Source organism: Gloeobacter kilaueensis JS1 (genome assembly GCF_000484535.1).
Classification (GTDB): Bacteria; Cyanobacteriota; Cyanobacteriia; order Gloeobacterales; family Gloeobacteraceae; genus Gloeobacter; species Gloeobacter kilaueensis.
Genome location: NC_022600.1, coordinates 3,089,824 through 3,115,106 on the forward strand (window position 1 = coordinate 3,089,824; position 25,283 = coordinate 3,115,106).

At 57.7% G+C, this 25,283-nt stretch carries 19 protein-coding genes; 8 read left to right on the plus strand and 11 right to left on the minus strand.

The window, feature by feature from the left end; all coding sequences use genetic code 11:
• Positions 1-194: 194 nt before the first annotated feature.
• Positions 195-1,226 (minus strand): hypothetical protein, encoded by a 1,032-nt coding sequence (locus tag GKIL_RS14295; RefSeq protein WP_023174397.1) that lies wholly within the window; start codon positions 1,224-1,226, stop codon positions 195-197.
• A gap of 240 nt (positions 1,227-1,466) precedes the next feature.
• Between GKIL_RS14295 and GKIL_RS14300 the strand changes: the two genes are divergently transcribed.
• A complete protein-coding gene (locus GKIL_RS14300) occupies positions 1,467-2,192 on the plus strand; it encodes a DUF2490 domain-containing protein (RefSeq protein WP_023174398.1) in 726 nt (241 codons plus the stop codon).
• Positions 2,193-2,241: 49 nt separating this feature from the next.
• Positions 2,242-3,027 carry a pentapeptide repeat-containing protein gene (locus tag GKIL_RS14305; RefSeq protein WP_023174399.1) on the plus strand — a complete coding sequence of 262 codons (786 nt, stop codon included), beginning with the start codon at positions 2,242-2,244 and terminating at the stop codon, positions 3,025-3,027.
• A gap of 1 nt (position 3,028) precedes the next feature.
• On the opposite strand, the gene GKIL_RS14310 is transcribed toward GKIL_RS14305, so the two are convergent.
• A complete protein-coding gene (locus tag GKIL_RS14310) occupies positions 3,029-3,730 on the minus strand; it encodes a hypothetical protein (RefSeq protein ID WP_023174400.1) in 702 nt (233 codons plus the stop codon).
• Between the two features lie 126 nt (positions 3,731-3,856).
• Entirely contained in the window at positions 3,857-4,732 is an 876-nt protein-coding gene (locus tag GKIL_RS14315; RefSeq protein WP_023174401.1) for a TetR/AcrR family transcriptional regulator, read from the minus strand.
• An 88-nt stretch (positions 4,733-4,820) separates the two neighbouring features.
• On the opposite strand from GKIL_RS14315, the gene GKIL_RS14320 reads away from it, so the two are divergent.
• A complete protein-coding gene (locus GKIL_RS14320; protein ID WP_023174402.1) occupies positions 4,821-6,161 on the plus strand; it encodes a cytochrome P450 in 1,341 nt (446 codons plus the stop codon).
• Between the two features lie 367 nt (positions 6,162-6,528).
• On the opposite strand, the gene GKIL_RS24865 is transcribed toward GKIL_RS14320, so the two are convergent.
• Positions 6,529-9,051: a hypothetical protein gene (locus tag GKIL_RS24865; protein ID WP_144080402.1), complete on the minus strand. Its 2,523-nt coding sequence runs from the start codon at positions 9,049-9,051 to the stop codon at positions 6,529-6,531.
• A gap of 143 nt (positions 9,052-9,194) precedes the next feature.
• Between GKIL_RS24865 and GKIL_RS14330 the strand changes: the two genes are divergently transcribed.
• The 3 genes from GKIL_RS14330 (at position 9,195) to GKIL_RS14340 (ending at position 12,119) form a co-directional block, all read left to right on the plus strand.
• Positions 9,195-10,324 (plus strand): IS3 family transposase gene (locus GKIL_RS14330; RefSeq protein WP_144080304.1). Its coding sequence is split into 2 segments (ribosomal slippage): positions 9,195-9,447 and positions 9,447-10,324, totalling 1,131 coding nucleotides; the frame shifts between segments, so codons are not numbered across the junction.
• Positions 10,325-10,536: 212 nt separating this feature from the next.
• Positions 10,537-11,406, plus strand: coding sequence for an alpha/beta fold hydrolase (locus GKIL_RS14335; protein WP_023174406.1), 870 nt, complete (start codon positions 10,537-10,539; stop codon positions 11,404-11,406).
• Between the two features lie 308 nt (positions 11,407-11,714).
• Positions 11,715-12,119, plus strand: coding sequence for a hypothetical protein (locus tag GKIL_RS14340; RefSeq protein WP_041243971.1), 405 nt, complete (start codon positions 11,715-11,717; stop codon positions 12,117-12,119).
• Positions 12,120-12,199: 80 nt separating this feature from the next.
• On the opposite strand, the gene GKIL_RS22780 is transcribed toward GKIL_RS14340, so the two are convergent.
• The gene (locus GKIL_RS22780) at positions 12,200-13,132 is read right to left on the minus strand and encodes a hypothetical protein (RefSeq protein WP_023174410.1); all 933 of its coding nucleotides are present in this window, start codon (positions 13,130-13,132) and stop codon (positions 12,200-12,202) included.
• Positions 13,133-13,335: 203 nt separating this feature from the next.
• Between GKIL_RS22780 and GKIL_RS14350 the strand changes: the two genes are divergently transcribed.
• Positions 13,336-14,739, plus strand: coding sequence for a WG repeat-containing protein (locus GKIL_RS14350; RefSeq protein ID WP_187293819.1), 1,404 nt, complete (start codon positions 13,336-13,338; stop codon positions 14,737-14,739).
• A gap of 50 nt (positions 14,740-14,789) precedes the next feature.
• On the opposite strand, the gene GKIL_RS14355 is transcribed toward GKIL_RS14350, so the two are convergent.
• From GKIL_RS14355 to GKIL_RS22785, 3 genes are all read right to left on the minus strand, one after another.
• Positions 14,790-15,185, minus strand: a complete 396-nt coding sequence (locus tag GKIL_RS14355; RefSeq protein ID WP_023174413.1) for a hypothetical protein — start codon at positions 15,183-15,185, stop codon at positions 14,790-14,792.
• A complete protein-coding gene (locus tag GKIL_RS14360; protein ID WP_023174414.1) occupies positions 15,185-16,279 on the minus strand; it encodes a serine hydrolase domain-containing protein in 1,095 nt (364 codons plus the stop codon). The genes GKIL_RS14355 and GKIL_RS14360 overlap by 1 nt, the downstream gene beginning before the upstream one ends.
• 96 nt (positions 16,280-16,375) lie before the next feature.
• Positions 16,376-19,378 (minus strand): FG-GAP repeat domain-containing protein, encoded by a 3,003-nt coding sequence (locus GKIL_RS22785; protein WP_023174415.1) that lies wholly within the window; start codon positions 19,376-19,378, stop codon positions 16,376-16,378.
• A gap of 177 nt (positions 19,379-19,555) precedes the next feature.
• Between GKIL_RS22785 and GKIL_RS14375 the strand changes: the two genes are divergently transcribed.
• Positions 19,556-22,810: an efflux RND transporter permease subunit gene (locus GKIL_RS14375; protein WP_023174416.1), complete on the plus strand. Its 3,255-nt coding sequence runs from the start codon at positions 19,556-19,558 to the stop codon at positions 22,808-22,810.
• 15 nt (positions 22,811-22,825) lie between these two features.
• On the opposite strand, the gene GKIL_RS14380 is transcribed toward GKIL_RS14375, so the two are convergent.
• From GKIL_RS14380 to GKIL_RS14390, 3 genes are all read right to left on the minus strand, one after another.
• Positions 22,826-23,383: a Uma2 family endonuclease gene (locus tag GKIL_RS14380; protein WP_023174418.1), complete on the minus strand. Its 558-nt coding sequence runs from the start codon at positions 23,381-23,383 to the stop codon at positions 22,826-22,828.
• 111 nt (positions 23,384-23,494) lie between these two features.
• Positions 23,495-24,385 carry a Tic22 family protein gene (locus GKIL_RS14385; RefSeq protein ID WP_187293820.1) on the minus strand — a complete coding sequence of 297 codons (891 nt, stop codon included), beginning with the start codon at positions 24,383-24,385 and terminating at the stop codon, positions 23,495-23,497.
• 149 nt (positions 24,386-24,534) lie between these two features.
• Positions 24,535-25,260, minus strand: coding sequence for a Uma2 family endonuclease (locus tag GKIL_RS14390; protein WP_023174420.1), 726 nt, complete (start codon positions 25,258-25,260; stop codon positions 24,535-24,537).
• Positions 25,261-25,283 lie beyond the last annotated feature (23 nt).

The window sequence follows — 25,283 nt, forward strand, 5'->3', positions numbered from 1 at the left end:
TTTTCTGCCGTGGATCTATAGTCATAGCCTGTAGAGTTTATGCAGCCCCCTGTGTTCACACGACATAATGAGCGAACGTGCGGCAGACCCGTTCACCGCTGCGATCCGCTTCTTGGCAAAGTGTTTTGCCTGGGTTGCAGTGATCATCTCTCCAGCGCCAGAAAACAGGCCCTGTATTGTAGCCCTCGACAGGCTCAGTCTAGATCCGAAGCGTAACCGCTCTGCTCCTCGCCATCGGGCTGGTAATCGTACTCACCTGCGTCATCTGTTGAATCGGGAGTGTCACTCTGCTGGCTGTAGTCGTCCTGGCTCTGGTCGCTTCCTTGATCCTGGGCATAGTCCTGCGAATCATAGCTGTCAAAATTCTGCCCTTGATCGTAGTCTTGCGAATCGTAGCTTCCTTGGTCCTGGTTGTCGTCCTGGGGCTCGTAATCTTCTGAGGGCGATTGCTGGGAATCGTAGTTTGCCTGGCTCTGGTCGTAGTCCTGCAAGTCGGAATCTCCAAAACCTTGCCCCTGGCTATCGTCCTGCAAGTCGAAGTTGCCTTGAGCTTGAGCGTAAGTCTGGGGGTCATAACCTCCCGGATCCTGTGAATCGTAACTTTCTAGATCCTGTAGACCTTCCTGGGCATCGTAACTGCCGAAATCCTGTCCTTGAGGGTAATTCTGGGCATCGTAACTGCCGAAGTCCTGTTGCTGGCCATCGTAACTGTCGGGATCTTGACCCTGGCCGTAGATGGCGGCATCGCCGTAGGCACCCTCGTCGCTCGGATTGAAGCTGACCGTCTGGCCGAAGGCGGCAGTGCTGTCGAGCGCAGCGTAGGTCTGGTCGGGCATCGGGTAGTCGCCGCGCAGGTCCGGTTGCGGGGTGTTGACGATGTCTTTTAGCTCCTGGGTCGCCTTCGCATTTTCTTTTGCGTCCTCTTGCTGTTGCCGTTGCGCTTCGAGGGCGGCAGCGTAGTCTTTTTCGGTCTGGGCGCGTTCGGCATCGGTAGGGCTGCGATAGGCCGGGGGCGGTTTGTCGATCGGAATGGTGACGGTACCGCTGGCTCCCTGGGTCGGATCGTTTGATTCGACGCCTACTTTCGTTCCGTCTTTGAACTGCACGCCACCCTGCAGTTTGTTCGCATCGTCTTGATCTTGAGCGTCAGTAACCGGATTGGGCACCTGTGGTCCAGGACGCACATCGCCTGGGGTACTGCCGCCGTAGGGCTCTGGAGATGGCATAAAAGATTTCCTCGCAAGAAGCGTTGAGATAGTCCACCCTGGCTGACTGTAGAGGGCGTATCTGGCTACCCCTGCGCTCAAAGCCGTGGCGGTAATCGATGAATAGGCTGCGCGCCTGAGATTATGCTCGGTTCAAAATCATAGAGTTTTATAGATTTCAACTCTGGAATTTCTCGACTTCACTTGATGCTGACTCGGACTTACCTTGAGGCCAGTGTGGTGTAGAGAAAGGCAACCCCATTGGTACGCAAACTTGAGAAATGGCGGCTCCGGATTGGCGCTGCCCTGGTTACGCTTGGCCTGTTATTGAACGGTTATCGGCCCGCTGCCGCCCAGGAAGTACCGACGACGCTCATCGAGGACTTTCAAGGCTGGTTTCAGCTCATTACTCAGGGAACGATAAGCGGCCCCTTGAAGGGATACTTCGAGTTGCAGCCGCGCTTTCGAGACGACATCGGTGCGCTCGATCGGATTCTGATTCGCCCGGCAGTCTACTTTAACGTCAGTCCGACAAGCACGCTCTGGTTCGGTCTGGCCATCGTGCCCGCCTTTCAAACGAACGGCACCTTTACCGAAACGCGCTTCTGGCAGCAGTTTCAGAACGTGGCAAAAGCCGGGGATCTGCTTATCACCAACCGCAGCCGCCTGGAGGAGCGGCTGGTACCTAACACCGACGGCACTTCGATCCGCCTGCGCCATCTGCTGAGGCTCGAATATCCCTTCGACGCCGCCAAACTGTGGTCGCTCATCGTCGCCGACGAGATCTTTTTCAATCTCAACGACGTGCGCAGTCTACCGGCGGGACTCGATCAAAATCGGGCCTTCGCCGGTTTTGGCAACCGGCTCACCCCCGCCCTCAAGCTGGAATTTGGCTATATGGCCAACTTCGTCAACCGCCCAGAACTGCCCGACCGCCTCAACCACAATCTGGTCGTCACCCTCCTTTACAACTTCGACGCCCGCTGATGGCACTCCCTGCCGTAGGCGGCAAGCATCGGTGCTAAGTTGTTAACTAATGAAGGAGCCGGAGCGCTGGTATTGGGTGCTGGGACTGGAGCCTGGAGCCTCACAGGAGGAGGTGACGCAGGCTTACAAGGATCTGGCCTTTGTCTGGCATCCCGACCGGATGCCGGTCGAAAATACCCGGCTGCAACAAAAAGCGGTCGAAAAGCTCAAAGAGATCAACCAGGCTTACGAGCAGTTGCGCGCCATCCAGGCCAACCCACCCCCGCCTGCGCCTGCCCCCCCGGACAAAGGCTCTAGCTTCCGTCCCGTCTATCGGCCACCGGCCAGCACCCGGCCCGCCCGCTCAGCGGCGGCCCAGAGCCATACCAGCCACAGCCAGGGCCATACGCGCTCCCACACGAGCCACCAGCGCGAGCGCGCCGCCCCCCGCAAAGCTGAGCCTCCACCCCCGCCCCCGCCGCGCTACCGCTCTCCGGACATGAGCGGCGCGGACCTGCGCGGAGCCAACTTCAAAGAACGAGACCTCGAAGGCCGCAACTTGAGCAACGCCAACTTGAGCGGCGCGGACTTGAGCGACGCTTTTTTGCACAAGGCCAGCTTCAACGGCGCGGACCTGTCGCGGGCCAATCTTTTTCGAGCCAACCTCCTGCAGGCCGACCTGCGCAACGCGGACCTGCAGGAAGCGAATTTGCTCGGCGCAGACCTCAGCGGTGCCAATTTGAGCGGTGCCAACCTGCGCGGCGCGCAGATGACGATCGCCGATCGGTTGATGGTCAAGCTCACCGGCTCGATTCTCACCGGGGCGACGATGCCCGACGGCAAGATCCACCCGTAGATCAGGAGGAGGCGAGCAGGGGCCGACTGGGAAGCGGAGTGTGGCGCGCCTCGATGGGCCGGCCTCCCGGCAGCGGCGTCTCCGGCAGGATGTTCAAGGTACCCTTGAAGACCGGACGGTTGCCCGGCAGGTGTGTATCCGGCAGTACCTCAAGACCCAGCTTTATGACGGGCCGATCGCCCACCATGTGATCGATCTTGAGCTTGGCCTTCTCGATGGGCCTGCCATTGGGCAGCGGCGTCTCGGGCAAGATCTTGAGCGTGCCCTTGAAGACCGGGCGGTTGGTGATGGGCGGCACGTCGGTAGCGACCTGGACCGGGTTGGGATAGATTGGCCGCTCAAAGCGCTCCGCCGGCTGCGGTGGCAGGGCGAGCTTGGCCCTTTCGATGGGCCTGCCGTTGGGCAGCGGCGTCTCCGGCAAGATCTTGAGCGTGCCCTTGAAGACCGGGCGGTTGTTCGGCAGGTGCGTATCCGGCAGTACCTCAAGACCCAGCTTTATGACGGGCCGATCGCCCACCATGTGGCCAATCTTGAGCTTGGCCGCTTCGATGGGCCGTCCACCCGGCAGCGTCGTCTCCGGCAGAATGTGGAGTTTGGCAGGGTAGATGGGCCGGCCTCCCGGCAGGGGAGCAGGTTCGTAGACAGCGAGTGAAGCAGCTTCTGCTCCCCCCTCGCCCGGCTGCGCTCCAACAACGTCACTCATCGCCTCTACCTCCATCAAACGGCGTCGGTCAGAACCAAAATTCTTGCAACGAAGCGTGAAGCACTTCGTCAACTTCTGTTTGGATTATAGAAGCGAATTTTACGAAAAGCGCAATCAGCAACTATTTCACAAGTTGTCACGGGTTTGCCGGATGGAGGGCCGATAGGTGCGCTGGTTGGTCTGGCCGCTGACCTGCAACCACCCGCTGCGGACCAGATGACTTAGATCGCGCTGGAGCGAACGGCGCGAGCAGCCAGGACAGAGCGCCTCGAAGCGCTGAATCGTCAGCTCCCCCTGCTGGGCTGCCCAGCGCAGAGCCAGCCGCTGGCGCTCGCTGAGGCCGCTAGCGGCTGGTTCATCGGCAGCCGGCATCTGGTCGTAGGGGCGGAGGTAGGCGATGAGCAGGTTTTGCAGTTCCTGGACGAGCTGAGCGCCGCGCTCGGGTGGGTTGCGCAGGGCAACGAGCAACAGGTGGTTAAAAGACTGGATAAACGTTTCGGCCACGACATCGACTTTTTTGGCCTCCAGGGCCGGGTTGCGGGCTCTGAGCAGCGCTCCGGCCCGCTGGACGAGCTGGCGGATAAAGTCCTCGTCGAAGCGCTCGAACAGTTGCGGACTGCTGTAGTAGAGCAGAAACATCACGCGCGGTGCCGGATCTTCAAAAAAACGGACGCTCATCTGAACCATCCGGGCAATCATCTGCTCAAGGGGCAACTGGGCTATCTCCGGCGACTCAAGCCGGGTGTGAAACGCTTCTACCTGCTGCTGGTGGCGCTCTTCGAGGGCAGCAAAGATCGCCCGTTTGTCCGGGAAATACTGGTAAAGCGAACCCACCGCCGTCCCCGCCCGTTCGGCGATCTGGTGCGTCGTCGCCGCTTCGTAGCCCACCTCGGCAAAGACGCGGGCAGCAGCATCGAGGATGCGCGCTACCCGCTCGTGGCCCCGCCGCTGCCGGGGAACGCGCCGCAAAGTGTGCTCCGTTTCGCCCTCAAGATTTCTCATGTCGGATTACTTGACAGATGCGAATGACTCGTCATAATTTTTTGTATACGAACATTTTGTCACGTTCATAGGCATTTCAGGAGCCACGATGCAAGTCGAGCAGATGCCCGGCGATCTTGGCCTGCCCGGCCTTGGTCGGCTCTGGCAGGTGGTCGCCACCGAGGGATTTGGGATGCTCAGCGACTACCGCCGCTACGGCCCGGTCTTCAAGAGCAGTTTTTTAGGCCGCCATTGCGCAGTATTGATCGGCCCGCAGGCGAACCGGCGAGTACTTATCGAGGCGGGCGATCAACTCTCGTCCTACGAAGGTTGGGGACCGTTTACCGAGCATGTTTTCGGGCAGCCGATGATGCTGCAGGACGGCGAACGGCACCGGCGGACGCGCCGATTGATGGCACCGGCCTTTCACGGTGCGGCCATTGCCACCTACAGCCGCACGATGCAGCAGATTTTTAAGCAGGGTTTTACCAGCTGGACGGAACAGCGGAGCGTCCCTATCCACCAGGAATGTCGCAAGCTGGCGCTAGTTATCGGTATTCGATTGCTCCTGGGCGTTGAAGCTGAGGCGCAGGTGGAGCAGATCGAGCGCTGGTACAGTGCGCTTCTGGCAGGAACGACGGCGCTGTTGCGCCTGGAAGGTCCACTCACCGCCTACGGACGAGCGCGGTTCGCCCGCGAACAACTGCAGGCGCTCCTGGGCCGGATCGTCGCTGAGCGGCAGCGACGGGGTGGTCTGGAGGATTCCGCCGATGCGCTGGGGCTTTTTCTGGCGGCGGTGGACGAACAGGGTGAGCCTCTAGATAGAGCCCAGGTGGTCGATGAGCTGGTGCATCTGGTCAACGGGGCGCACTTCACGACGGCGACCGCCCTCACCTGGGCATTGGTCGAGTTGGCGGCGCGGCCAGGGTGGCGCGAGCGGCTGAGGGGAGAGTTGGAGCGCGTCACCGGCTCAGAACCGCTCGATGTCGCCCACCTGCGTCAGCTCGTCCAGATGGGCTGGTTTTTAAAAGAGATCGAACGCTTTTATTCGCCAGCCGGAGCGATTCTTTTTCGCGGCGTGCGCCAGCCCTTTGAATTTGGGGGCTACGTCATCCCGGCAGGTTGGCTGGTGGCCGTTTCGCCCTTCGTCTCCCACCGGATGGCAGAACTATTCGCAGACCCGGACCACTTCGAGCCGGAGCGCTTTGCCCCGCCGCGCGAGGAGGACCGCCAGGATCCTCTGGCTCTAGTCGGTTTTGGAGCGGGTCCGCACGTCTGTATCGGTCGCGAGTTTGCGCTGATGGAGCTGAAGATTGCCCTGGCGATTTTGCTCAGAGACTACGACTGGACGGTGGCACCTGCGGAGCAGGCGGTCACTCCCCGGCTCTTTCCCGCTCGAACCCGAGATCGCTACCGTGCCCGCTTCGTAAAACGAACAGCTCCAAATTGAAGCAACTCACTTGGCAGAGCGGTCCTACTTGAGGGTGGCAAAAGCGGTTTGTCCCCGGAGCGGATTGGAGTAGTAGGTAACAAAGACTTCTGGCTTCTCGACACTCATTCCACTCCCCACGTACCCCAATGGCAAGTTCTGACTACTTTTTTGGCCAGAGGGATTGGGTACCTTCGCGGACATAATGGGAAAGCCATCTTCCATCTCTCAAGTTGTAAGCACCGTTATGATCCTGTTCTAACGTCCACACCAACAAAAGGTAAGGTATGGGGAAAGTGGCCAATGGTGTTTGTGTCCTGACCGCTGTTTACTCATGACCACAGCTTTAGTAAAGGATTCTTCTTTGTTCCATAATATTGGCTAGAACTCAAGGCCACCATTCCGCCGCATCTAAAATCGCTTGGATAACTTCCTCGGCGGCCCGTACGTTTCCTAAGCGAAGAACGATAGGTACAGCCACAGTAAGATTACTGAGCAGGTGCCAGCGAGAAAGTTTTGAACAGTCAATAAGCCATTGCCTCCACAGTTGGTAAACTTTGCAGGGAGATACCTCAAGTTTCCCAAAACATCTTCCTGACGCCATCAGTACTTTAGCTCTATATTCTTCGTCACCAATGCTTTGAGCAGCTTGCAGAACTGACTCGGGCAGATGAGGGGCTACTGCTGTTAGTATTTCTGCTTTATAATAATCGTTCCCAATGCTTTGAGTAGTTTGCAGAACTGGCTCAGGCAGGTGAGGAGCCACTGTTGTTAGTACTTTAGCTCTATATCTTTCGTCACCAATGCTTTGAGCAGATTGCAGAACTGACTTGGGCAGGTGAGGAGCTACTGCTTTCAGTACTTTAGCTCTATAGTAATCATTTCCAATGCTTTGAGTAGTTTGCAGAACCGACTCGGGTAGGTGAGGAGCCACTGCTGCTAGTACTTCAGCTTTATAATAATCGTTTCCAATGCTTTGAGCAGCTTGCAAAACTGGCTCAGGCAGGTGAGGAGCCGCTGCAGCTAGTACTTTAGCTCTATATTCTTCGTCACCAATGCTTTGAGCAGGTTGCAGAACTGGCTCAGGCAGGTAAGGAGCCACTGTTGTTAGTACTTTAGCTCTATATCTTTCGTCACCAATGCTTTGAGCAGATTGCAGAACTGACTCGGGCAGGTGAGGAGCTACTGCTGTTAGTACTTCAGCCTTAGAGTATTCGTTTCCAATGCTTTGAGTAGTTTGCAGAACCGACTCGGGTAGGTAAGGAGCCACTGCTGCTAGTACTTTCACTCTATAGTAATCGTTTCCGATGCTTTGAGTAGTTTGCAGGACTGACTTGGGTAGGTAAGGAGCCACTGCTGCTAGCACTTTAGCTCTATATCTTTCGTCACCAATGCTTTGAGCAGCTTGGAGTACCTGCTGCAGTACTTGCTGTTTTTGCTTCTCGGGCAGATAAGGAGCTACTGCTGTTAGTACTTTGGCCTTGTAGCATTCGTCACCAATGCTTTGAGCAGCTTGCAGAACTGACTCGGGTAGATGGGGAGCGACTGCTTCTAGTACCTCGCTTTTGTGGCATTCGTCTCCGATGCTTTGAGCGGCTTGCAGAACTGGCTCGGGCAGGCGCGGGGCCACTACTGCTAGTACTTCAGCTTTATAATAATCGTTTCCAATGCTTTGAGCAGCTTGCAGGACTGACTCGGGCAGATAAGAAGTTACTGCTTTTAGTGCTTCAGCTTTATAGTATTTGTTTCTAATGCTTTGAGCAGTTTGCAGAACTGACTTGGGCAGATGAGGGGCTACTGCTGTTAGTATTTCTGCTTTATATTCTTCGTCGCCAATGCTTCGAGCAGCTTGCAGAACTGGCTCGGGCAGATGAGGAGCCACTGCTGCTAGTACTTCAGCTTTATAATAATCGTTTCCGATGCTTTGAGCAGCTTGCAGGACTGACTCGGGCAAGTGAGGAGCCACTGCTGTTAGTATTTCTGCTTTATATTCTTCGTCACCAATGCTTTGAGCAGCTTGGAGTACCTGCTGCAGTACTTGCTGTTTTTGCTTCTCGGGTAGGTGAGGAACCGCTGCTCTCAGTACTTCAGCTTTATAGTAATCGTTTCCAATGCTTTGAGCAGCTTGCAGGACTGACTCGGGTAGATGAGAAGTTACTGCTTTCAGTACTTTAGCTCTGTATCTTTTACTTCCAATGCTTTGAGCAGCTTGCAGGACTGACTCGGGCAAGTGAGGAGCCACTGCTGTTAGTATTTCTGCTTTATATCTTTCGTCACTAACGCTTTGAGCAGCTTGCAGAACTGGCTCGGGCAGGTAAGGAGCAACTGCTTTCAGTACTTTAGCTCTGTATCTTTTACTTCCAATGCTTTGAGCAGCTTGCAGGACTGACTCGGGCAGATGAGGAGCCACTGCTGTTAGTATTTCTGCTTTATATTCTTCGTCACCAATGCTTTGAGCAGCTTGGAGTACCTGCTGCAGTACTTGCTGTTTTTGCTTCTCGGGCAGGTGAGGAACCGCTGCTCTCAGTACTTCAGCTTTATAGTAATCGTTTCCAATGCTTTGAGCAGCTTGCAGGACTGACTCGGGTAGATAAGGAGCCACTGCTGTTAGTATTTCTGCTTTATATCTTTCGTCACCAACGCTTTGAGCAGTTTGCAAGACTGACTCGGGCAGGTAAGGAGCTACTGCTGTTAGTACCTCAGCTCTATAGTAATCGTTTCCAATGCTTTGAGCAATCTGCAGAACTGGCTCGGGCAGATGAGGAGCTACTGCTGTTAGTATTTCTGCTTTATATTCTTCGTTCTCAATGCTTTGAGCAGCTTGCAGAACTGACTCGGGCAGGTAAGGAGCTACTGCTGTTAGTACCTCGGCTTTAGAGTATTCGTCACTAATGCTTTGAGCAGCTTGCAAGACTGGCTCGGGCAGATGGGGAGCTACTGCTGCTAGTACCTCGGCTTTAGAGTATTCGTTTCTGATACTTTGTGACGTGCAACCGCTAAAGTGAACCGCGTAGAATGTGAGTCTTCCAGCCGACACCACTGACGAGGAAGACCATGAAGAAAAGCCGTTTCACGACTGAACAGATCATTGCCATCCTGGGTGAGGGGCAGGCCGGTGCTAACGTGGCAGAGCTATGCCGCAGACACGGTATCAGCGAGCAGACCTACTATCGCTGGAAGGCCAAGTACGGTGGAATGGAAATCTCTGAAGCTCAGCGCCTGAAGGATCTCGAAGCAGAAAACCGCAAACTCAAGCAGATCGTCGCCGACCAAGCTCTCGACCTTCATGCCCTCAAGGCGGTGCTGTCAAAAAAATTCTAACCCCAGCAGCCAAACGCCAGGCTGCCGCCTACCTGCAAGCCGACCTGCAGGTTTCCCAGAGGCGAGCCTGTCGGTTGCTGGGGTTGCACCGCTCCACCGCCCGGTTAGTCGGTCATCGCACTGAAGATCCCGTGTTGCTAGCACGGCTGAAGCAGTTGGCTGCCGAACGTCCGCGTTATGGCTATCGACGGCTGACACTGCTGCTGAGAAGGGAAGGCAGGCTGGTCAACGCCAAGAAAATCTACCGACTGTGCACCAAGGAGGGATTGCTGGTGCGCCCAAAAAAGCGTAAACCCCGCTTCCGACCGTCTGGGAGGCCGGAAGCACCGGCTTTAGAACGCCCTAACCAGCTATGGAGCCTGGACTTTGTCGAGGATGCCCTGGCCGACGGACGCAAACTGCGGACCTTGACGATCATCGATGTCTACAGCCGGGAGTGCCCACAAATTGAAGTCGATACCTCCCTGCCCTCAGCGCGGGTGGTGCGGGTGCTGGAAACCCTGGCGGCCCAGCGGCAGTTGCCGGAACGATTGCTGGTTGATAATGGGCCGGAGTTCGTCTGTCGAGCACTGGCGGAGTGGGCAACGCGGCGTGGGGTGCTCATCGCCTTCACTCGTCCGGGCAAGCCAACGGACAAGCCGCACATCGAGAGCTTTAATGGGAAATTTCGGGATGAATGTCTTAATGCCCACTACTTCTTGAGCGTGCCGGATGCCAGACGAATCGTCGAGGCTTGGCGGCTGGATTACAATCACTACCGTCCGCACAGTGCCCTGGCAGGAGCAACGCCGATGGAGTTTTTGCAACAGGTGAATGCCATCGCGGCTCCGCTGTCGCCGCAACGGCATCCACCTGTACGATAAGGAAAACCAAGCTGGAAACTCACATTCTCAGCGGATCATTATTCGGGGCCAAGTCAAACTGAAAGCCCTACCCGAAAGTTGGCGTGAATATTTCCAGGAACAGATCCGTCGCCAGCTCCCAGCCGATTAAACCGATTGTAATCATGTCTACCATTCCGACTTGACTTGCTGTAGAACAGTTCAGCTTCACCTCCACAACAAGGAGTAAATTCATGACTACCTACCGCTCAGTCTCAATCGATGGTTTGGACATCTTCTACCGTGAAGCTGGCTCCCGCAGTAACCCCACGATTCTGCTGTTACATGGCTTCCCAACTTCCTCTCATATGTTCCGCCATTTGATTCCTGCCCTGGCCGATCGCTTTCATCTTGTTGCCCCTGACTATCCAGGTTATGGCAACAGTTCAATGCCAACTGTAAATGAGTTTGACTACACGTTTGATCGCATAGCCGAGATCGTAGAGAAGTTCATCGCCGCGATCGATCTGAAAAATTACAGTCTCTATGTCATGGACTATGGCGCACCTGTTGGCTATCGTATTGCTACAAAATATCCAGAGCGTGTACAAGCCTTGATCGTGCAAAATGGCAATGCCTACGAGGAAGGGCTGCGCGAATTCTGGGAGCCGATTAAGGCATACTGGCACGATCGCTCCTCTGAAAATGCTGACAAACTCGGACACCTTTTCACCCTGGAAGCAACGAAGTGGCAATACACTAACGGCGTTCGCAATCTAGAGAAAATCAGCCCGGATACCTGGACTATAGATCAACTTTTCCTCGATCGCCCTGGAAACAAAGAGATTCAACTAGCTCTGTTTTATAGCTATGGCACGAATCCACCCCTATACCCGCAATGGCAAGAGTATTTCCGCCAATATCAGCCACCGACCCTGATAGTTTGGGGCAAGAACGATTACATCTTCCCTGTTGAGGGTGCCTATCCTTACCAGCGCGACCTGAAAGATGTCGAGTTGCATCTACTCGATACAGGACATTTCGCCCTGGAGGAAGAGGGAGAGACAATCGCAAACTACATCCGTCAATTTTTTGGAGCACGACTGCAGCCCATTCTTGCCTAATCAAGACTGCTTCTTGCTAATTCTATCCGCATTGTAAACTGTCGGTTGCTCATAAATCCGCTTAAGAAGCGTAGTGCATTGGCCTCCTCGGACAATACTAAATCGTCTTGTCACTTGGAAAATCTAGCTACTCTACCTTTAGATAGAAACTGGAATGGCTCGTCAGTAAAGTGAAGCTATGCTGCTACTATTGCAGCAGTTGTCAACTGAGAACAACCAGGGATTCTGTCAACGAAAGTACGACAAGCCGGACTGATTTTGAGCAGTCAATTATCGTCACTGCTCCTGCAGACGGCATCTTCGCTTTTGTGAGCGATGTCAAAAATGTTCCCCAATATCTACCTACCGTCGAGAATGCGCAACCCCAGCAGGGCGAGCGAATTCGCACCGAAGGGCAGGTTGGTGAAAAGCACTTTGAATCCGACGGTCATTTTCGCGTCGATAAGGCAGCGAAGCGTTTAGAGTGGGGCTCCGACGGTGAACACGAGTATAACGGTTGGCTGGAGGTCAAAGAAAACGGTGGTTCAACATCCGAAGTAAAGGTCCACATCCACTACAAGCCCCGACCGGAGGCGATGCAACGCATGGCCGAAAAATCTCCTGGGCACAGCTTTGAATCGGCGATGGCCGAAGGCATCGGCAAGACTCTCCAATCGATCAAGAACATCTGTGAAGGCACCGGCGGCAAGGAAGAAATAGCGCCGAACCAGTAAAGCCTGCTGTTTCTTGAACCCTGGCCAGGTTTTTTATATGGCCAGGGTTTTCCACAATTCAAATATATTCCAGAGCAACTTTAGGGCAATGAAGCAGCAGGCAGTAATTGCTGTGCAGCCTGAACAAAATGTGCCCACTCGCACTCGCTTGCTATCTGGTTCAGGCGCTCTGACAGCTCTTCTTCGGAACTGTTTAGTATTTGAGCGAGTGCATTTTTGGCCATCGCATAGCCCTCAATCTTCTCACAACATTCGACGAGTAATGTGCTGGCACCTGGGCGCTTCAATAGATCGATGAGCGATACAGAGGCCCCTTGCTGCTTGTGCTCTTTGCCAGGCAGCTTGCTCGCTGTAACATCCAAAAACTCACTCAACTCCTCGACATCCTGGGTGAAAATGTCGGAGGCCGCAGTGACGGTGAGCACCGCATCCACCAGTGCCCGTTTTTTTCCGATTTTCAAAACCGTGTTGTAGTAGTCGGCGGGGTTGTCGTGCTCGATTTTTTCACCGAGCTTCGCAACCTCCCAATCGCCCCCTGCGTTCTTGATCACCCCAAAACCTCTGCCGCCGATGAGTTCCTGTGCCCGTGCCTTGTCCTGCTGGCGTAGATCCCAGTAGGCGCGGGGGACGGGCCTGCCGGTCGGCTCGCCCGGTGCTGTGCGATAACGGTACTTGCTCTCCAGCGTGCTGCAGCAACCTACCCCCGCTCCCAGGCGCAACCCAGACTCGATTGCGGTGAGGTGGCACTTGATGCGGTACTCCCGGTGGCCACCCGCCAGGTCGGTTTGATCGATCTCAAAATCCGGTGCCATCCGAAAGGTGAAACAGAGCTTTTCTGCTCCTGCTTTGAAGAGGGCCGGTTTGTCGCCGCAGCCGGGGATCTTGCCAAAATGCTCCCCGTCGCGCATCACGGCCTTGATGAGCTGCTGGATATGAATGATCTGCTGAGCCACCCGCGCTACGGGCAAACCTTCAAGATCGTAGACAGGTCGAATCGGTTCGAGGTCGGACATGGTTCATGCAGACTGGGCGTTTAACAATTTTTGAGGACTCCTGTCCATAATCTATCATTGATTGCCGCGCCCGGTGATTGCAGCAGGAGCGGCTGAACACCGCTCGATACCAGTGTATGGGCGGAATGCTTTTCAAGGCATGAATGGATGAGATACAATCCTGCAAACTCTTTCGCGACAGCCAGGCGATGCTCCTCACTACAATGCCCAGAGTTCGAGTCCGCAACGCTGCCCTGGCCGTTGCCACAGTGGCCGTGGCGACCGTTATTTTCTTTCTCGGACACCGCTCCGGTGGGGACCGGGACGGCAATGCGGCACCTGCAGCGACCGAAACATACGACCGAATGGTGGCCAGTGGCCGACCGACGCTCATCGACTTCTATGCGGACTGGTGCCTCGGCTGCCAGATGAATGCACCGGTGGTCGAAGACCTCGAACAGCACCTGGCTGAGCAAATCAATGTTCTGCGCGTCGATGTTGATAAGCCAGAAAACGCTTCCTTCGTCCGCCGCTTTCACGTGGAGGGTATTCCCCACTATGTTTTCCTCTCCAGCAAGGGAACCACGGTCGATGTCAAGGTGGGCTGGCTGCGAGAAGCGGAACTGCGCGCCGCCGTCGATGCCCTCGTCGGCCTGCAGTCTACCCATGACCGGACAGATGGACTGTACGGCTACATCGATCGTTCCGGTCGAATGGTCATCCCTCCCCGCTTTGTCCTGGCGGGTGAGTTCACGAACGGGGAGGCTTTCGTCCTGCTCGGTACCAAAGATGCGCTCATCGAGCGGACAGGGCGAGTCAAGCGCTACTTGAACCCGCAAGAAACCGCAGCTTTGACAACCGCAGATCTGCAGCCCTTCGAGTTAAAGGGCAAATGGGGCTTTCAGCGTCAGGACGGCAAACCCGGCATTCCTGCTCGCTTCGACGAAGTGACGAATTTCACCAAAGACCGGGCTGGAGTGAGAGTCGGCTCCAAGTGGGGTTTTATCGACAGGACCGGTACCCTGGTCATCCCGCTGCAGTTCGATGAAGTCCAGCGCTTTTGGGCAGGACGGGCGGCGGTGCACCTGGGTGAACGCTGGGGTTTTATCGATGAGCGTGGCAAAGTCGTCATCCCAATCCAATTTGAGCAGGTAGGCCGCTTTCGCAAAGCCGAACCGCTGACGGCGGTGCGCAAAGAGGGGTTGTGGGGGTTTCTCGATGCCCAGGGCCGCTGGGTAGTCAGGCCCCAGTTCGCAGCAGTGGAGACGACCACTGAAGGCATGAGCCCCGTGCGCCAGGGAAAATTATGGGGTTTTATCGACAACAGCGGCAGGCTGAGCGTCCCCGCACGCTACGAACAGGTTGGTGCCTTCGCGGAGGGATTCGCCTGGGTTTTTGTGCAGGGCAAGTATGCCTTTGTCGATCGGACAGGCAAACAGATTACTGGCTTTCTTTTCGACCGGGTGCGCCCATTCAGTAGCGATGGGATCGCCCCCGTCGAGGTCAAAGGACGCTGGGGCTACATCGATCGCGGGGGCCGCTTTGTGCTCACTCCCCGCTTCGCGGATGCGACGCCTTTTTCTCAGGGTCTGGCAGCAGTCAGGCCCGCGTTCAATCGCCGCCCGTAGAGCGAGCGGGACATCTTCGATGGTAAAGCGATTGTTCTGCTGGTAGCCGACTAGCGCGGTGGCCAGCTCGCGTAGAAAAGTTCGACCAGCCGGGCAAGATCACAGCCGGTTTGGTGCCAGTCTGCGAGTCCTGCCACGAATTGCTCGATCGTCTGAGCGCTAAAAGCCATTGGGCAGAGCGATTCCAGTCGCAGCAGGTAGCGCTCGCAGCCGTAGAGGATCGTGGGGTAGCTTGCCAGCCGCTCCGTTCCGACGCCAAAAAATTGTGGCCCCTCGCGCGGCGTCCAGGGGAGGTTCCAGTAGTTGTGGTGGCGGAGGGCCGCCTCGCTCGTAAAACCCGCCGACTCACAGTGGGCGTGGACCCAGCCAAAGCGCGCCGCCCCTGGCCTGAGCACGTGCAGGGTGCGCAGAACGATGCCGTCGAGGGTGGTGTGGCCGCTCACCATCAGCCGGTACTGCCAGGGAACAACAGCTGAATGAACTGGCTGTCGAAGAAGCGACCGCCACTACCAGCTCCGCCCTGGCCGAACATTCGGCCTCCTCCCCGGCCCCGACCCGCCCCAAGGGTGGCAAAGCGCACGACGACCATGTCCTGGGATGGAATGACGTAGAGCCGCTGTCCGCCTGCTCCGGCGGCCATAAAGAGATCCAGTGGACCCACGCCCCCCACCGGGTTGCTGCGCTGGCTGCGGCCCGTGCTGCTGGGGGCGTTGAGCCAGAAGGAAAGGCCGTAGGCCGGGTTGAGGGGCGAGCGGACAAAGCACTGCTGGAGGTACTTGCGCTCGATAATCTGACGGCCCTGCCAGCTGCCGCCGTTTTTGAGAAAAAGTCCAAATCTGGCCCAGTCGCGGGCGCTCATCACGCCGCCACCGGGCAGATCCGGGTCGTTGTCGTCGGTGGTCCGCCACTGGGAGACCGAGAGGCCCATCGGGTCGAAGACGCGCCGCTGCAGGTAGGCGAGGGGCTGCTCGCGTCGGGGAGCGAGCTTGCGCCGCATCAACTCGCCAAAGGCTTGAAAATTGACCGGGTTGTAGTCGAAGGCCGTAGCGGGAGGAGCAACAGCCGGTACCTGCACCGCCTGGGCAAAGGAAACCGGATGGCCACCCCGCCCGGCTTTGCCCAACCCGCTTTCGAGGCTGAGCAACTGACGGACAGTCATCCGCGCCTTGAGTGGGTCCGCCTTCCACTCGGTGAGCGTGTCGCTCACCCGCTCGTCAAAGTCGAGCAGGCCGTCCTGGACAGCAGCGGCGGCGATCACCCCCGAAAAGCTCTTGGTGCCGCTTGCCAGGATGTGGGGCGTATTGCTGTCGAAGCCGGGGGCGTACTGCTCAAAGACAACCCGATCGCCCTGGAGGATCATCAGGGCAACGCCTCCCGTCGCCATCGCGTAGGCTGCCGCCTGCTCGAATCGGTTCTGGGGCACCTGCTGCGCCACCCGGCAATCCCTGCAATCTGCCGCCGCCAGTGGGTAGGCTCCTCCTGCAAGCATCCCTGCCAGTGCCGCCGATATGCCTGCCCTGCCCAAGTTTGTCCAATCCATCTACGATGTCGCACCCATGCTGTGAACTAGGACCAGATCCCGTCCCAGAAAGTTCAGCCGCCCGACGAGCCTTTCTTGTGGACTTGCTAGCTGTGCCTATCGCGGTCCTCTAATCCGCCAGTTGAGGTCGCTCACCGTATTCAGGGCCACCGACGATCCATAGACTATGCCATTCATCTGCCAGATCTGGACAGAGCCCTGTTTACTGCCGCCGCCTTGATAGCGCCAGAGAATATCCGGCTCGCCGTCGCCGGTGAAATCTGCCACACCGCCAATCTGCCAGCTCAGATCGCTTTCACTCTTCAAAGCTAAAGAAGCGACGTAACTTGTGCCATTCATCTGCCAGACCTGGACAGAGCCCTGCTTGCTACCCCCTCCTTGATAGCGCCAGAGAATATCCGGTTTGCCGTCGCCTGTAAAATCACCCGCGCCGACGATCCGCCAGTTAAGGTCGCTGACCGAGTTGAGGCTGATCGCAGAAACATAACTGGTACCGTTCATCTGCCAGAGCATGTTCTGGCCAGTCACATAGTTGCGCCAGAGAATATCCGGCTTGCCGTCGCCACTAAAATCGCCCGTCGCCGCCATCTGCCAGTTGAGATCGTTCAGGTTCGGTAGCGAAATCGAAGTAACGTAACTCGTACCGTTCATCTGCCAGATCTGGTTGAGCCCCTGCTTAGAACCGCCCCCCTGATAGCGCCAGAGAATATCGGTCTTGCCGTCGCCACTAAAATCGGCGGTGCCCCCGATCTGCCAGTTGAGGTCGCTGACCGTATTGAGAGCGATGGCGGTGACGTAACTGGTGCCATTCATCTGCCAGATTTGGACAAAGCCCTGCTTGGAACCCCCCCCCTGATAGCGCCAGAGAATATCTGGCTTGCCGTCGCCGGTAAAATCGGCAATTGGCCCGGTTGCGTTCTTCAAGACCGAGGCATTGTCAGAATCGCGGTTGGCAGTCACCACATCCTGATCGCCGTCTCTATCTAGATCGGCTAGAGCGACCGATTTGGGTCCGTGACCGGTTGCAAAGCTCACCGGTGCGCTGAAGCTGCCACTGCCGTTATTTACGAGTACTGACACATTGTCGGACTCGTAGTTGGCTGTAATCACATCGAGATCGCCGTCTCGATCGATATCTCCCACAGCCAGAGAATAAGGCCGATCCACAATGTTGATCGGAGTAACGGCTGTGAACGCACCGTTGCCGTTGTTGCGCAATAGCCGGACATTGCCGTAGTAGCTGCTGGCGCTCACTATATCGAGGTCGCTGTCTTTGTCTACATCTGCCAGGGCAACTTGATCCGCGCCGGGGCCAACGACCGTCGGAGCGGCGAAACTGCCACTGCCGTTATTTTTGAGCACCTCCTGCCTGTTGTAGGTAGCAGCAACGATATCGAGATCCCCATCTTTGTCTACGTCACCCAAAGCCACCGACACTGGACCTGTACCAGCAGCAAAGCTGCCTGCGGCTGCAAAACTACCGGTGCCGTTGTTCTTGAGCACCAGCACGGTGTTGTCGTCGCGGTTGGCCACGACGATATCGAGGTCGCCGTCTTTATCTACGTCTGCCAGGGCAACGGCGCTCGCCCCGTCGCCTGCCGGAACGGTGGCTGCTGTAAACGAACCGGTGCCGTTGTTTTTAAGTACGGACACGTTGTTGGAGGTGCTGTTGGCGGTTACGGCGTCGAGGTCGCCGTCTTTGTCGATATCGCCCACGGCCAGCGACTCTGGATCGACCCCTCCTAGAACAACGTTCGTCGGAGCAGCGAGGACGCCGCCGTTGTTTTTAAGCACGCTCAGGGTGTCCTGGTTGATGTTGGCAACTAGCACATCGAGATCGCCGTCATTGTCGATGTCGCCTGCTGCCACAGCCCGTGGGCCGAAGTCGGCTGCGTAGCTTTTGAAGCTGATGAACGTGCCGTCTCCGGCGTTGGCCAGGACCGAGACGTTGCTGGCATCGAGGTTGGCGGTGAAGTCGGAGTTGGCGGTCACCGCGTCGAGGTCGCCATCTTTATCGACATCGCCCAAAACTACCGAGCGCGGGCCGTCTGCTGCCGCAAAGAGGATCTGAGCGAAGGCACCGCCGTTGTTTTTGAGCACCGAAACGCTGCCGCCGTAGCTGGAGAAGACGATATCCACATCCCCGTCTCGATCGACATCTCCCAGCGCCAGTGAACTGGGGGAATTGTCGTCAGCGACAGCGATCGCGCTGGTAAGGCTAAAAGAACCGGTGCCGTTGTTCTTGAGCACCAGCACTTTTTCGTCGTCCGGCACACCGAAAAGCCCGATGTAGTTGCCAGTGATGATATCGAGGTCGCCGTCTTTGTCGATGTCGCCCAGCACCAGCGCGTACGGACGGTTATTGCCGCTCACCGCTGCAAAGTTGACAGCCGCGCCGAATGTCGCGTTACCAGCGTTCTTGAGCACCGAGACGTTGCTGGAGTAGGGGTTGACGGTGACGATATCCACATCGCCGTCTTTGTCCACATCCCCGAGTGCCAGTCTGACCGGTTTGGTACCGACAGCCAGGTTGGTGGGCGCAGAGAAGCTGCCACTGCCGTTGTTCTTGAGTACGGAGACCGTATCTTCGAGGGGACTGCTGGCGACGATGTCGAGGTCGCCATCCTTGTCGAGATCCGCGAGGGCGACATCTTCTGAACTGCCGTTGATCGCAAAGGCCGTCGGAGCAGAGAAGCTGCCCGTGCCGTTGTTTTTGAGAATACTGACTGTGTACTCCGTAAACGAGTTGGCCGCGACGATATCTTGATCCCCATCGCCATCTATGTCCCCGACGGCGACGGCAAAAGGCGAATCGCCCGCAGCAAAATTGGCCGGGGCCGCAAAACCACCTGCTCCATCACTTTTAAGGACCGAGACGGTATCGGTGGTGAAGTTGGCGGTGACGACATCGAGATCGCCGTCCTTATCGATGTCTGCCAGCACTGCATCGACGCTGGGTGGCTGGGCGGCAAAGGTGCGCGGGGCTAATAGCCGCGTCTGCGCTCCCACCGGACCTGCTCCGACCAGAAGCGTCACCGCCAGACCCAACCAGCGACCGATCTTCTGGGCAAGAGGCCCGTACCCCGCCTCATCTGACATGCACTACTCCTCTGATTGTTCGTGGAGGGAACGAGGAGAGTATACGATCCTGTCTGTGTTATCTGGCTAACACTTCAGGCAGCAGAAAGCCGCTGATGCCCTTGCAGAGCGGCGATCCACTGTATATTTGAAAAGTTACTGTTTGTTAACCGCTACTTCCGGGCAGGGGGAAAGACGATGGCGACGGCCTTCCAGGGCAAGACAGCGGACGATTCGAGTATTCGTCCCAAAAAAAGTTTTCTGGCGCGCTGGGTGTACTGGGCTCTGGGCCAGAGGCTACTGGCGCTATTGGCCCTTGTGGTGATCGTCGGCGTCGGCATCAATTCGCTCACCCGCTTTCCAATCGACGGCCTGCCGGACATCTCCAACGTCCAGGTGCAGGTGATCACAGAAGCGCCCGCCCTCGGTCCCCAGGAAGTCGAGCAGCTGATTACCTTTCCTCTAGAGATTGCCCTCACCGGTATGCCCCGGCTCACCCAGCTGAGATCCATCTCCAAGTATGGCCTCTCGCAGATCACGGCGGTCTTCGAGGACGGCACCGATGTGTATTTCGCCAGAGCCCTGATCAACGAGCGGCTCAAGGGGGCCGAGAACCAACTGCCTGCTGGGGCCGAACAGCCGGTGCTGGGGCCGGTGAGCACCGGATTGGGGGAGATCTATATTTTTGAATTGCGCGGCGGCAGCCGCTACACGCCGATGGAACTGCGCACCCTCATGGACTGGACGGTGATCCCCCGCCTCAAGTCGGTCAAGGGGGTGGCAGAAATCAACCCGATGGGCGGCTTTGTCAAGCAATACCAGGTCCGCCTCGACCCTGAGCGCATGTTGGGTTACGGCATTACGCCCAAAAAAGTCTTCGAGGCGCTCGAAGCGAACAACGCCAACTCCGGCGGCGGCTACGCCACCGACGCCGGGGGCGAGCAGACGATTATCCGGGGCGAAGGTCTGGTGGTGAGCACCGAAGATATCAGCGACATCATCGTCGATCGCAGTCACGGCACCCCCGTCTACCTGCGCGATGTGGCCGAAGTGGCGATCGGCAACCAGCTCAGACAGGGTGTAATCACCCGCGACGGCACCGACGGAACGGTGGTGGCGACAGTGCTGATGCGCGCCGGGGAGAACGCCAACGGCGTTGTAAAAGCGGTCAAGGCGCGGGTGGCCGAGATTGCCAAAGAATTGCCCGAAGGCGTCAAGATCGTTCCCCACTACGACCGCACCGACCTCATCACCGCCGCGATCAAGACCGTCACCACCAACCTGGTCGAAGGGGCGCTACTGGTGACGGCGATCTTGCTCTTGATGCTGGGCAATATTCCTGGAGCGCTGATCACTGCCCTGGTCATTCCCCTCTCGATGCTGCTCGCGATCACCGGCATGATTGTGGGTGGGGTGAGCGGCAACTTGATGAGCCTGGGGGCGATCGACTTTGGCCTCTTAGTCGATGGGGCGGTCTTTATGGTCGAGAACATCATCCTCAGGCTCTCAGAAGAACGGCCCGCCGAGGGCAAGGAGCGCCTGGCGGTGATTGGCGCGGCGGCAGCGGAGGTGGCCAAGCCCGTCGCCTTTGCGATCACGATCGTCACCGTCGTCTATATCCCGATTTTTGGCCTCTCGGGGGTGGAGGGCAAACTCTTCCAACCGATGGCCTTCACCGTTATCCTGGCCCTTGTCGCCTCGCTGGTGCTGACCCTCTCCCTGGTGCCCCTGGCCTGTTACTTTGCCTTTGCCAAGAAGCTCCCGGAGGAGCGCGAGACGCTCATCGTCTCCTGGGTGCGTCCTCCCTACGAGTGGGCTGTAGAGCGGCTGATGGGCAAGTGGCTGCCGATATCGCTGCTGTGTGGAGGAATCTTTGCTGCCTCCCTCACCCTGGTACCGCTTCTCGGTTCCGAGTTCGTTCCCAACCTCTCGGAGGGCTCGCTCGTCATCAACATGCGCCGCCCCCCCGCCGCCTCCCTCGACGAAGGGGCCCGCCAGACAAAGCTGGTCGAAAAAGCGGTCCGCGAGTTCCCGGAAGTGGTGACCGCCTTTTCTTTTACCGGCCATCCGGAACTGGCCACCGACACCAACAAGTCCGAGAACTCCGATGTCTTCGTGATTCTCAAGCCCCAAAAAGAATGGAAGAGCGCTAAGACCCAGCCGGAACTGGTGGCAAAGATCGAAAAGCGCCTCAAGGGCGTCGTGCCAGGAGTGACCGTCGCCTATACCCAGCCTATTCAGCAGCGGGTAAATGAACTGTTGTCCGGCGACCGGCTCGACATCGCCCTGCGCATCTTCGGCCCTGAAATCAACGAGCTGGACCGCATCGCCAACCGCTCCGCCGCGATCATCAAAAAAGTGCCGGGGGCGGCGGACGTGCGCGCCGAGACCGTGCGCGGCCTGCCGGTCCTCAATATCAAAGTCGATCGCGCCCGGCTTGCCCAGAACGGCATCAACGTGCGCGAGGTGCTCGACACGATCGAGGCGACCCGCGCCGGTAAGATCGTCGGCACGATCTACGAGGGCCGCCAGCGCTTCAGCCTGGCGGTCAAATTCGACGATGCGTCCATCGACGATCTCGAAGACACCCGCCGTCTGCCGGTCACCAGCCAGGATGGCCGGATCGTGCCCCTCGACGCGGTGGTCGATATCACCACCGACAACGGCATTGCCCAGATTTCTCACCGCGAGGGCGAGCGGGTGATCACCGTCGGCATGAACGTGCGGGGGCGAGATCTGGGCTCCTTCGTCGCTGCTGCCCAGCAGGCGGTCGATGAGCAGGTAAAACTGCCCAAGGGCTACCGGATGGTCTGGGGAGGACAGTTCGAGAATTACCAGTCCGCCCTCTCGCGGCTGCAGATCCTGGTGCCCCTTGCCCTGGCGCTGATCTTCCTGTTGCTTTACAGCAGCTTTGGCAACCTCAAGCCGGGCATCTTGATCTTCCTCAACGTGCCCTTCTCGCTGGTGGGTGGCCTGGTCGCCCTCTGGCTGCGCGGGATGCCGCTTTCGGTTTCGGCGGGCGTCGGCTTTATCACCCTGTTTGGCGTCGCCGTGCTCAACGGCATCGTTCTGGTGACGACGATCCGCACGATGCAGCAGGCAGAAGGGCTGAGCGCAGAAAAAGCAGCCCTCAAAGGTGCCCGTGAGCGCCTGCGGCCCATCCTCTCCGCAGCGCTCCTCGCCTCGATCGGTTTTATTCCGATGGCGACTGCTACCAGCGCCGGTGCCGAAGTACAGCAGCCCCTCGCCTCCGTCGTCATCGGTGGCCTGCTCACCTGCACCCTGTTTACCCTCTTTGCCCTGCCGGTCCTCTACCCGGTCATCTGCGGCGATCCGGGCGGACCGAACCGGCCCTCGCTCTGGGAGCGCCTGCGCAAGTTCCTGCCGGCACCTGCCGAGAAGCCCCGTTCCCGACCGCCCCAGGGCGACGGTTCCTACACTCCTCCTGCCTGAGAATCTACCTGCCCCCTAGCGCAGCACATCGCGGGCGGTAACCACGAGCGCTGTGAAGGTGGCTGAGAGAATCCGCTCGTCGTCCCGAAATTCTGACAAGTCGTAGAAGCCCTCGACGAGAGTCAGGACCGTTACTTTTGCCGCGTCCGCATCGACGATCCAGTACTCTGGGATACCACAGACGGCGTACTCGGAGCGTTTCGCCCGGTAGTCCGTCTTTGTTGTGCTGGGACTGACCACTTCGACCACCAGCAAAGGCGGAGTTTGCAGAACCGCCGGCACATCGCGGACCGATTGCTCCTGCTCAAGGGTCATTGCGCACAGATCCGGGGTGCGCGAACTTTCAAGGCCCACCCGCACGCCGATTTCCCGCCGGGCAACCCAGGGCAACGCGAGGCGCTGGATCTCAGTCTTGAGGAGATCATGAATCCGCTCGACGATAATCGAATGTCGTCCGGTGGGCGGCACCATCGCAATCAACCTCCCTGCCATCAGTTCGTACCGACAGTCGGTCCCATCGTCGTAGGTAACGTATTGCTCGAAGGTCAATAGCTTTGAGCGAGCCAGGGTCATTTCTCAAATCCTATCCTGCAACGATATTAGCCGCCGCCTGCAAGATCAGGAATCCGCCGTTACCTGGCAAAAATGGTGAACAGTAGCGGTGCAGGGGTATCGAGAGCCCGTTTAAGGATCTGCAGGTGGGGTAGGGGCGAGCCCTTCAGAGGCCGACGTGGGCGGCGCTTTCGGCGCTGCCGCTGGTGGAGCTGGGGCAGGAGGCGCACTCGCCGCCGGGGCCGCCGCTGCAGGCGGTGTCACAGGCGCGGGCGCAGCTGGGGCCGCTTTGGCTGTGCCCTTTGCCTCCAGATAATCGAACGACGCCTTGGGGGCAATCAGCCGGATCTGGTTGAGTTTAGTATCGTTGCGCTCCTCCAGCGACTGCAGCATTTCTTCCAGACTCAGAACTTCGATGCCGATCGGCGCATTGGGATCCTTCTGCTCGCGGCGGTACAGTTCGATAAATGCCAGCAAATCTGCCTTGGCAAGATAAAAGGGCACAACCGTTCCCTCGTCCTGCTTGAGGGTGAGGTATTTTTTTTGCTTACCCAGAACCGCGACGAATATCGGCGTTCCCTGCAGATCCCCCACCTTGCGGCCGGAAGTGAGTAAAAGCGTCTGGGCCCAGCTCACCTGATCCCGCGAGGGAATGAAGGCCAGCTGCACTTCCTGGGGCTGGCTCCGGCTCTGCTGCTGCAGCATGTAGAGGTTTGCCAGCGAAACCGGCAGCACCCGCAACTGGTTGCCCCGTTCGGCATCCTTGGCTTTGAAATTGTTGATAAACTGCTCGGCATCCTCAGGGGCAATAAAGACCCCGGCAGTGAGCGCGCCCGATTCGCCGTCCGGTGGCCGCACCAGAAGCGGCTGATTGGTCTTATCGACGACCGTAAAGACAAGTACCGGCTTGAGCTTCTGCAGAATTTCTGCCTGGGTGAGAGCCGCTGCCTTTTCGATCGGCACCCCAAGCAGCAGAGCGCCGATCACTCCTGCCCCCACAAGCCAGCCTGCAAATCGTCCCATCTCGAATATTTCCAGTTCAAACTCTAATTTGCGTGCTCTGCCTCCCCCCGTCAACCGCCCCACCAGGAACCAGTTTTTATACAGTTTGCGCATCTTGCAAATTATGTGCAAAACGAGTTGGCTATAGAAACCCGCCCGTCTGTTTTCGATTAGGGCGAATCTGGATCAATTCCCAGTTTGCGCAAGCGCTCAGCCAGTTCAGCTGCTCGTTGCTCAGCCCGTCGTCTCGCCTGCTGTTCTTGCTCGACTCTTTGTTCGGCCTGCTCCAGCCTTGCTGCTGTTGCTCGTAGCTCTGAAGCCAACTCGGAGGGGATCAACAGCTTCTGGCCGTTGTCCAGCCGATAGAAACCGATCAACTCCCCCTCCACCTGCAAGCGCAACTGCAACCGCTCACTGACGCTGTTCTCGATCGGCTGATAGCGGCTGAGCAGGCCATCTGCTTCCTCGATCACTTCTAGCCGATAGCCTCTGAGCTTTTCTTGGATCCACTCCCCCTTCGGATCAAACAGCCAGTACTCCTGCACCCCCAGAAACTCGTACAGCCTTAGCTTGTCGTCCTGGTCCTTGTGGCGCGTACTTTCGGAGGTGATCTCGAAGATGACTGCAGGCACCTGTCCTTCTTCCCAGGTCTTGTATTTGTCCCGTCCCCCCGGCTGGACGCCGAAGATGACCATCACATCGGGAGCGACGCGGGAGGTGCGCACGCCGGGAGCGTAGTAGAGAAACTGGTTGGCGAGCACGGTCGCCTGGTTGCCTTCGAGGTACTGGCGCAGGACTTCCAGAGTGGTGAGGATAGCGTAGAGGTGCAGGAAGGTTTCGGCCACAGGCTGTCCGTCTCCGCTGGGATAGGTGACAGGTGAGAGTAGTGTAGTCATCGCCAGAATTGATAGTGATCTCT

Bases quoted from the DNA above. Each gene is read 5' to 3' on its own strand.
- GKIL_RS14375 (WP_023174416.1), top strand. From the start codon at position 19,556: ATGGCGACGGCCTTCCAGGGCAAGACAGCGGACGATTCGAGTATTCGT.
- GKIL_RS14385 (WP_187293820.1), bottom strand. From the start codon at position 24,385: ATGGGACGATTTGCAGGCTGGCTTGTGGGGGCAGGAGTGATCGGCGCT.
- GKIL_RS14315 (WP_023174401.1), bottom strand. From the start codon at position 4,732: ATGAGAAATCTTGAGGGCGAAACGGAGCACACTTTGCGGCGCGTTCCC.
- GKIL_RS14305 (WP_023174399.1), top strand. From the start codon at position 2,242: ATGAAGGAGCCGGAGCGCTGGTATTGGGTGCTGGGACTGGAGCCTGGA.
- GKIL_RS14350 (WP_187293819.1), top strand. From the start codon at position 13,336: ATGCCCAGAGTTCGAGTCCGCAACGCTGCCCTGGCCGTTGCCACAGTG.
- GKIL_RS14335 (WP_023174406.1), top strand. From the start codon at position 10,537: ATGACTACCTACCGCTCAGTCTCAATCGATGGTTTGGACATCTTCTAC.
- GKIL_RS22780 (WP_023174410.1), bottom strand. From the start codon at position 13,132: ATGTCCGACCTCGAACCGATTCGACCTGTCTACGATCTTGAAGGTTTG.
- GKIL_RS14380 (WP_023174418.1), bottom strand. From the start codon at position 23,383: ATGACCCTGGCTCGCTCAAAGCTATTGACCTTCGAGCAATACGTTACC.
- GKIL_RS14295 (WP_023174397.1), bottom strand. From the start codon at position 1,226: ATGCCATCTCCAGAGCCCTACGGCGGCAGTACCCCAGGCGATGTGCGT.
- GKIL_RS14390 (WP_023174420.1), bottom strand. From the start codon at position 25,260: ATGACTACACTACTCTCACCTGTCACCTATCCCAGCGGAGACGGACAG.
- GKIL_RS14320 (WP_023174402.1), top strand. From the start codon at position 4,821: ATGCAAGTCGAGCAGATGCCCGGCGATCTTGGCCTGCCCGGCCTTGGT.
- GKIL_RS14355 (WP_023174413.1), bottom strand. From the start codon at position 15,185: ATGGTGAGCGGCCACACCACCCTCGACGGCATCGTTCTGCGCACCCTG.
- GKIL_RS14360 (WP_023174414.1), bottom strand. From the start codon at position 16,279: ATGGATTGGACAAACTTGGGCAGGGCAGGCATATCGGCGGCACTGGCA.
- GKIL_RS14310 (WP_023174400.1), bottom strand. From the start codon at position 3,730: ATGAGTGACGTTGTTGGAGCGCAGCCGGGCGAGGGGGGAGCAGAAGCT.
- GKIL_RS22785 (WP_023174415.1), bottom strand. From the start codon at position 19,378: ATGTCAGATGAGGCGGGGTACGGGCCTCTTGCCCAGAAGATCGGTCGC.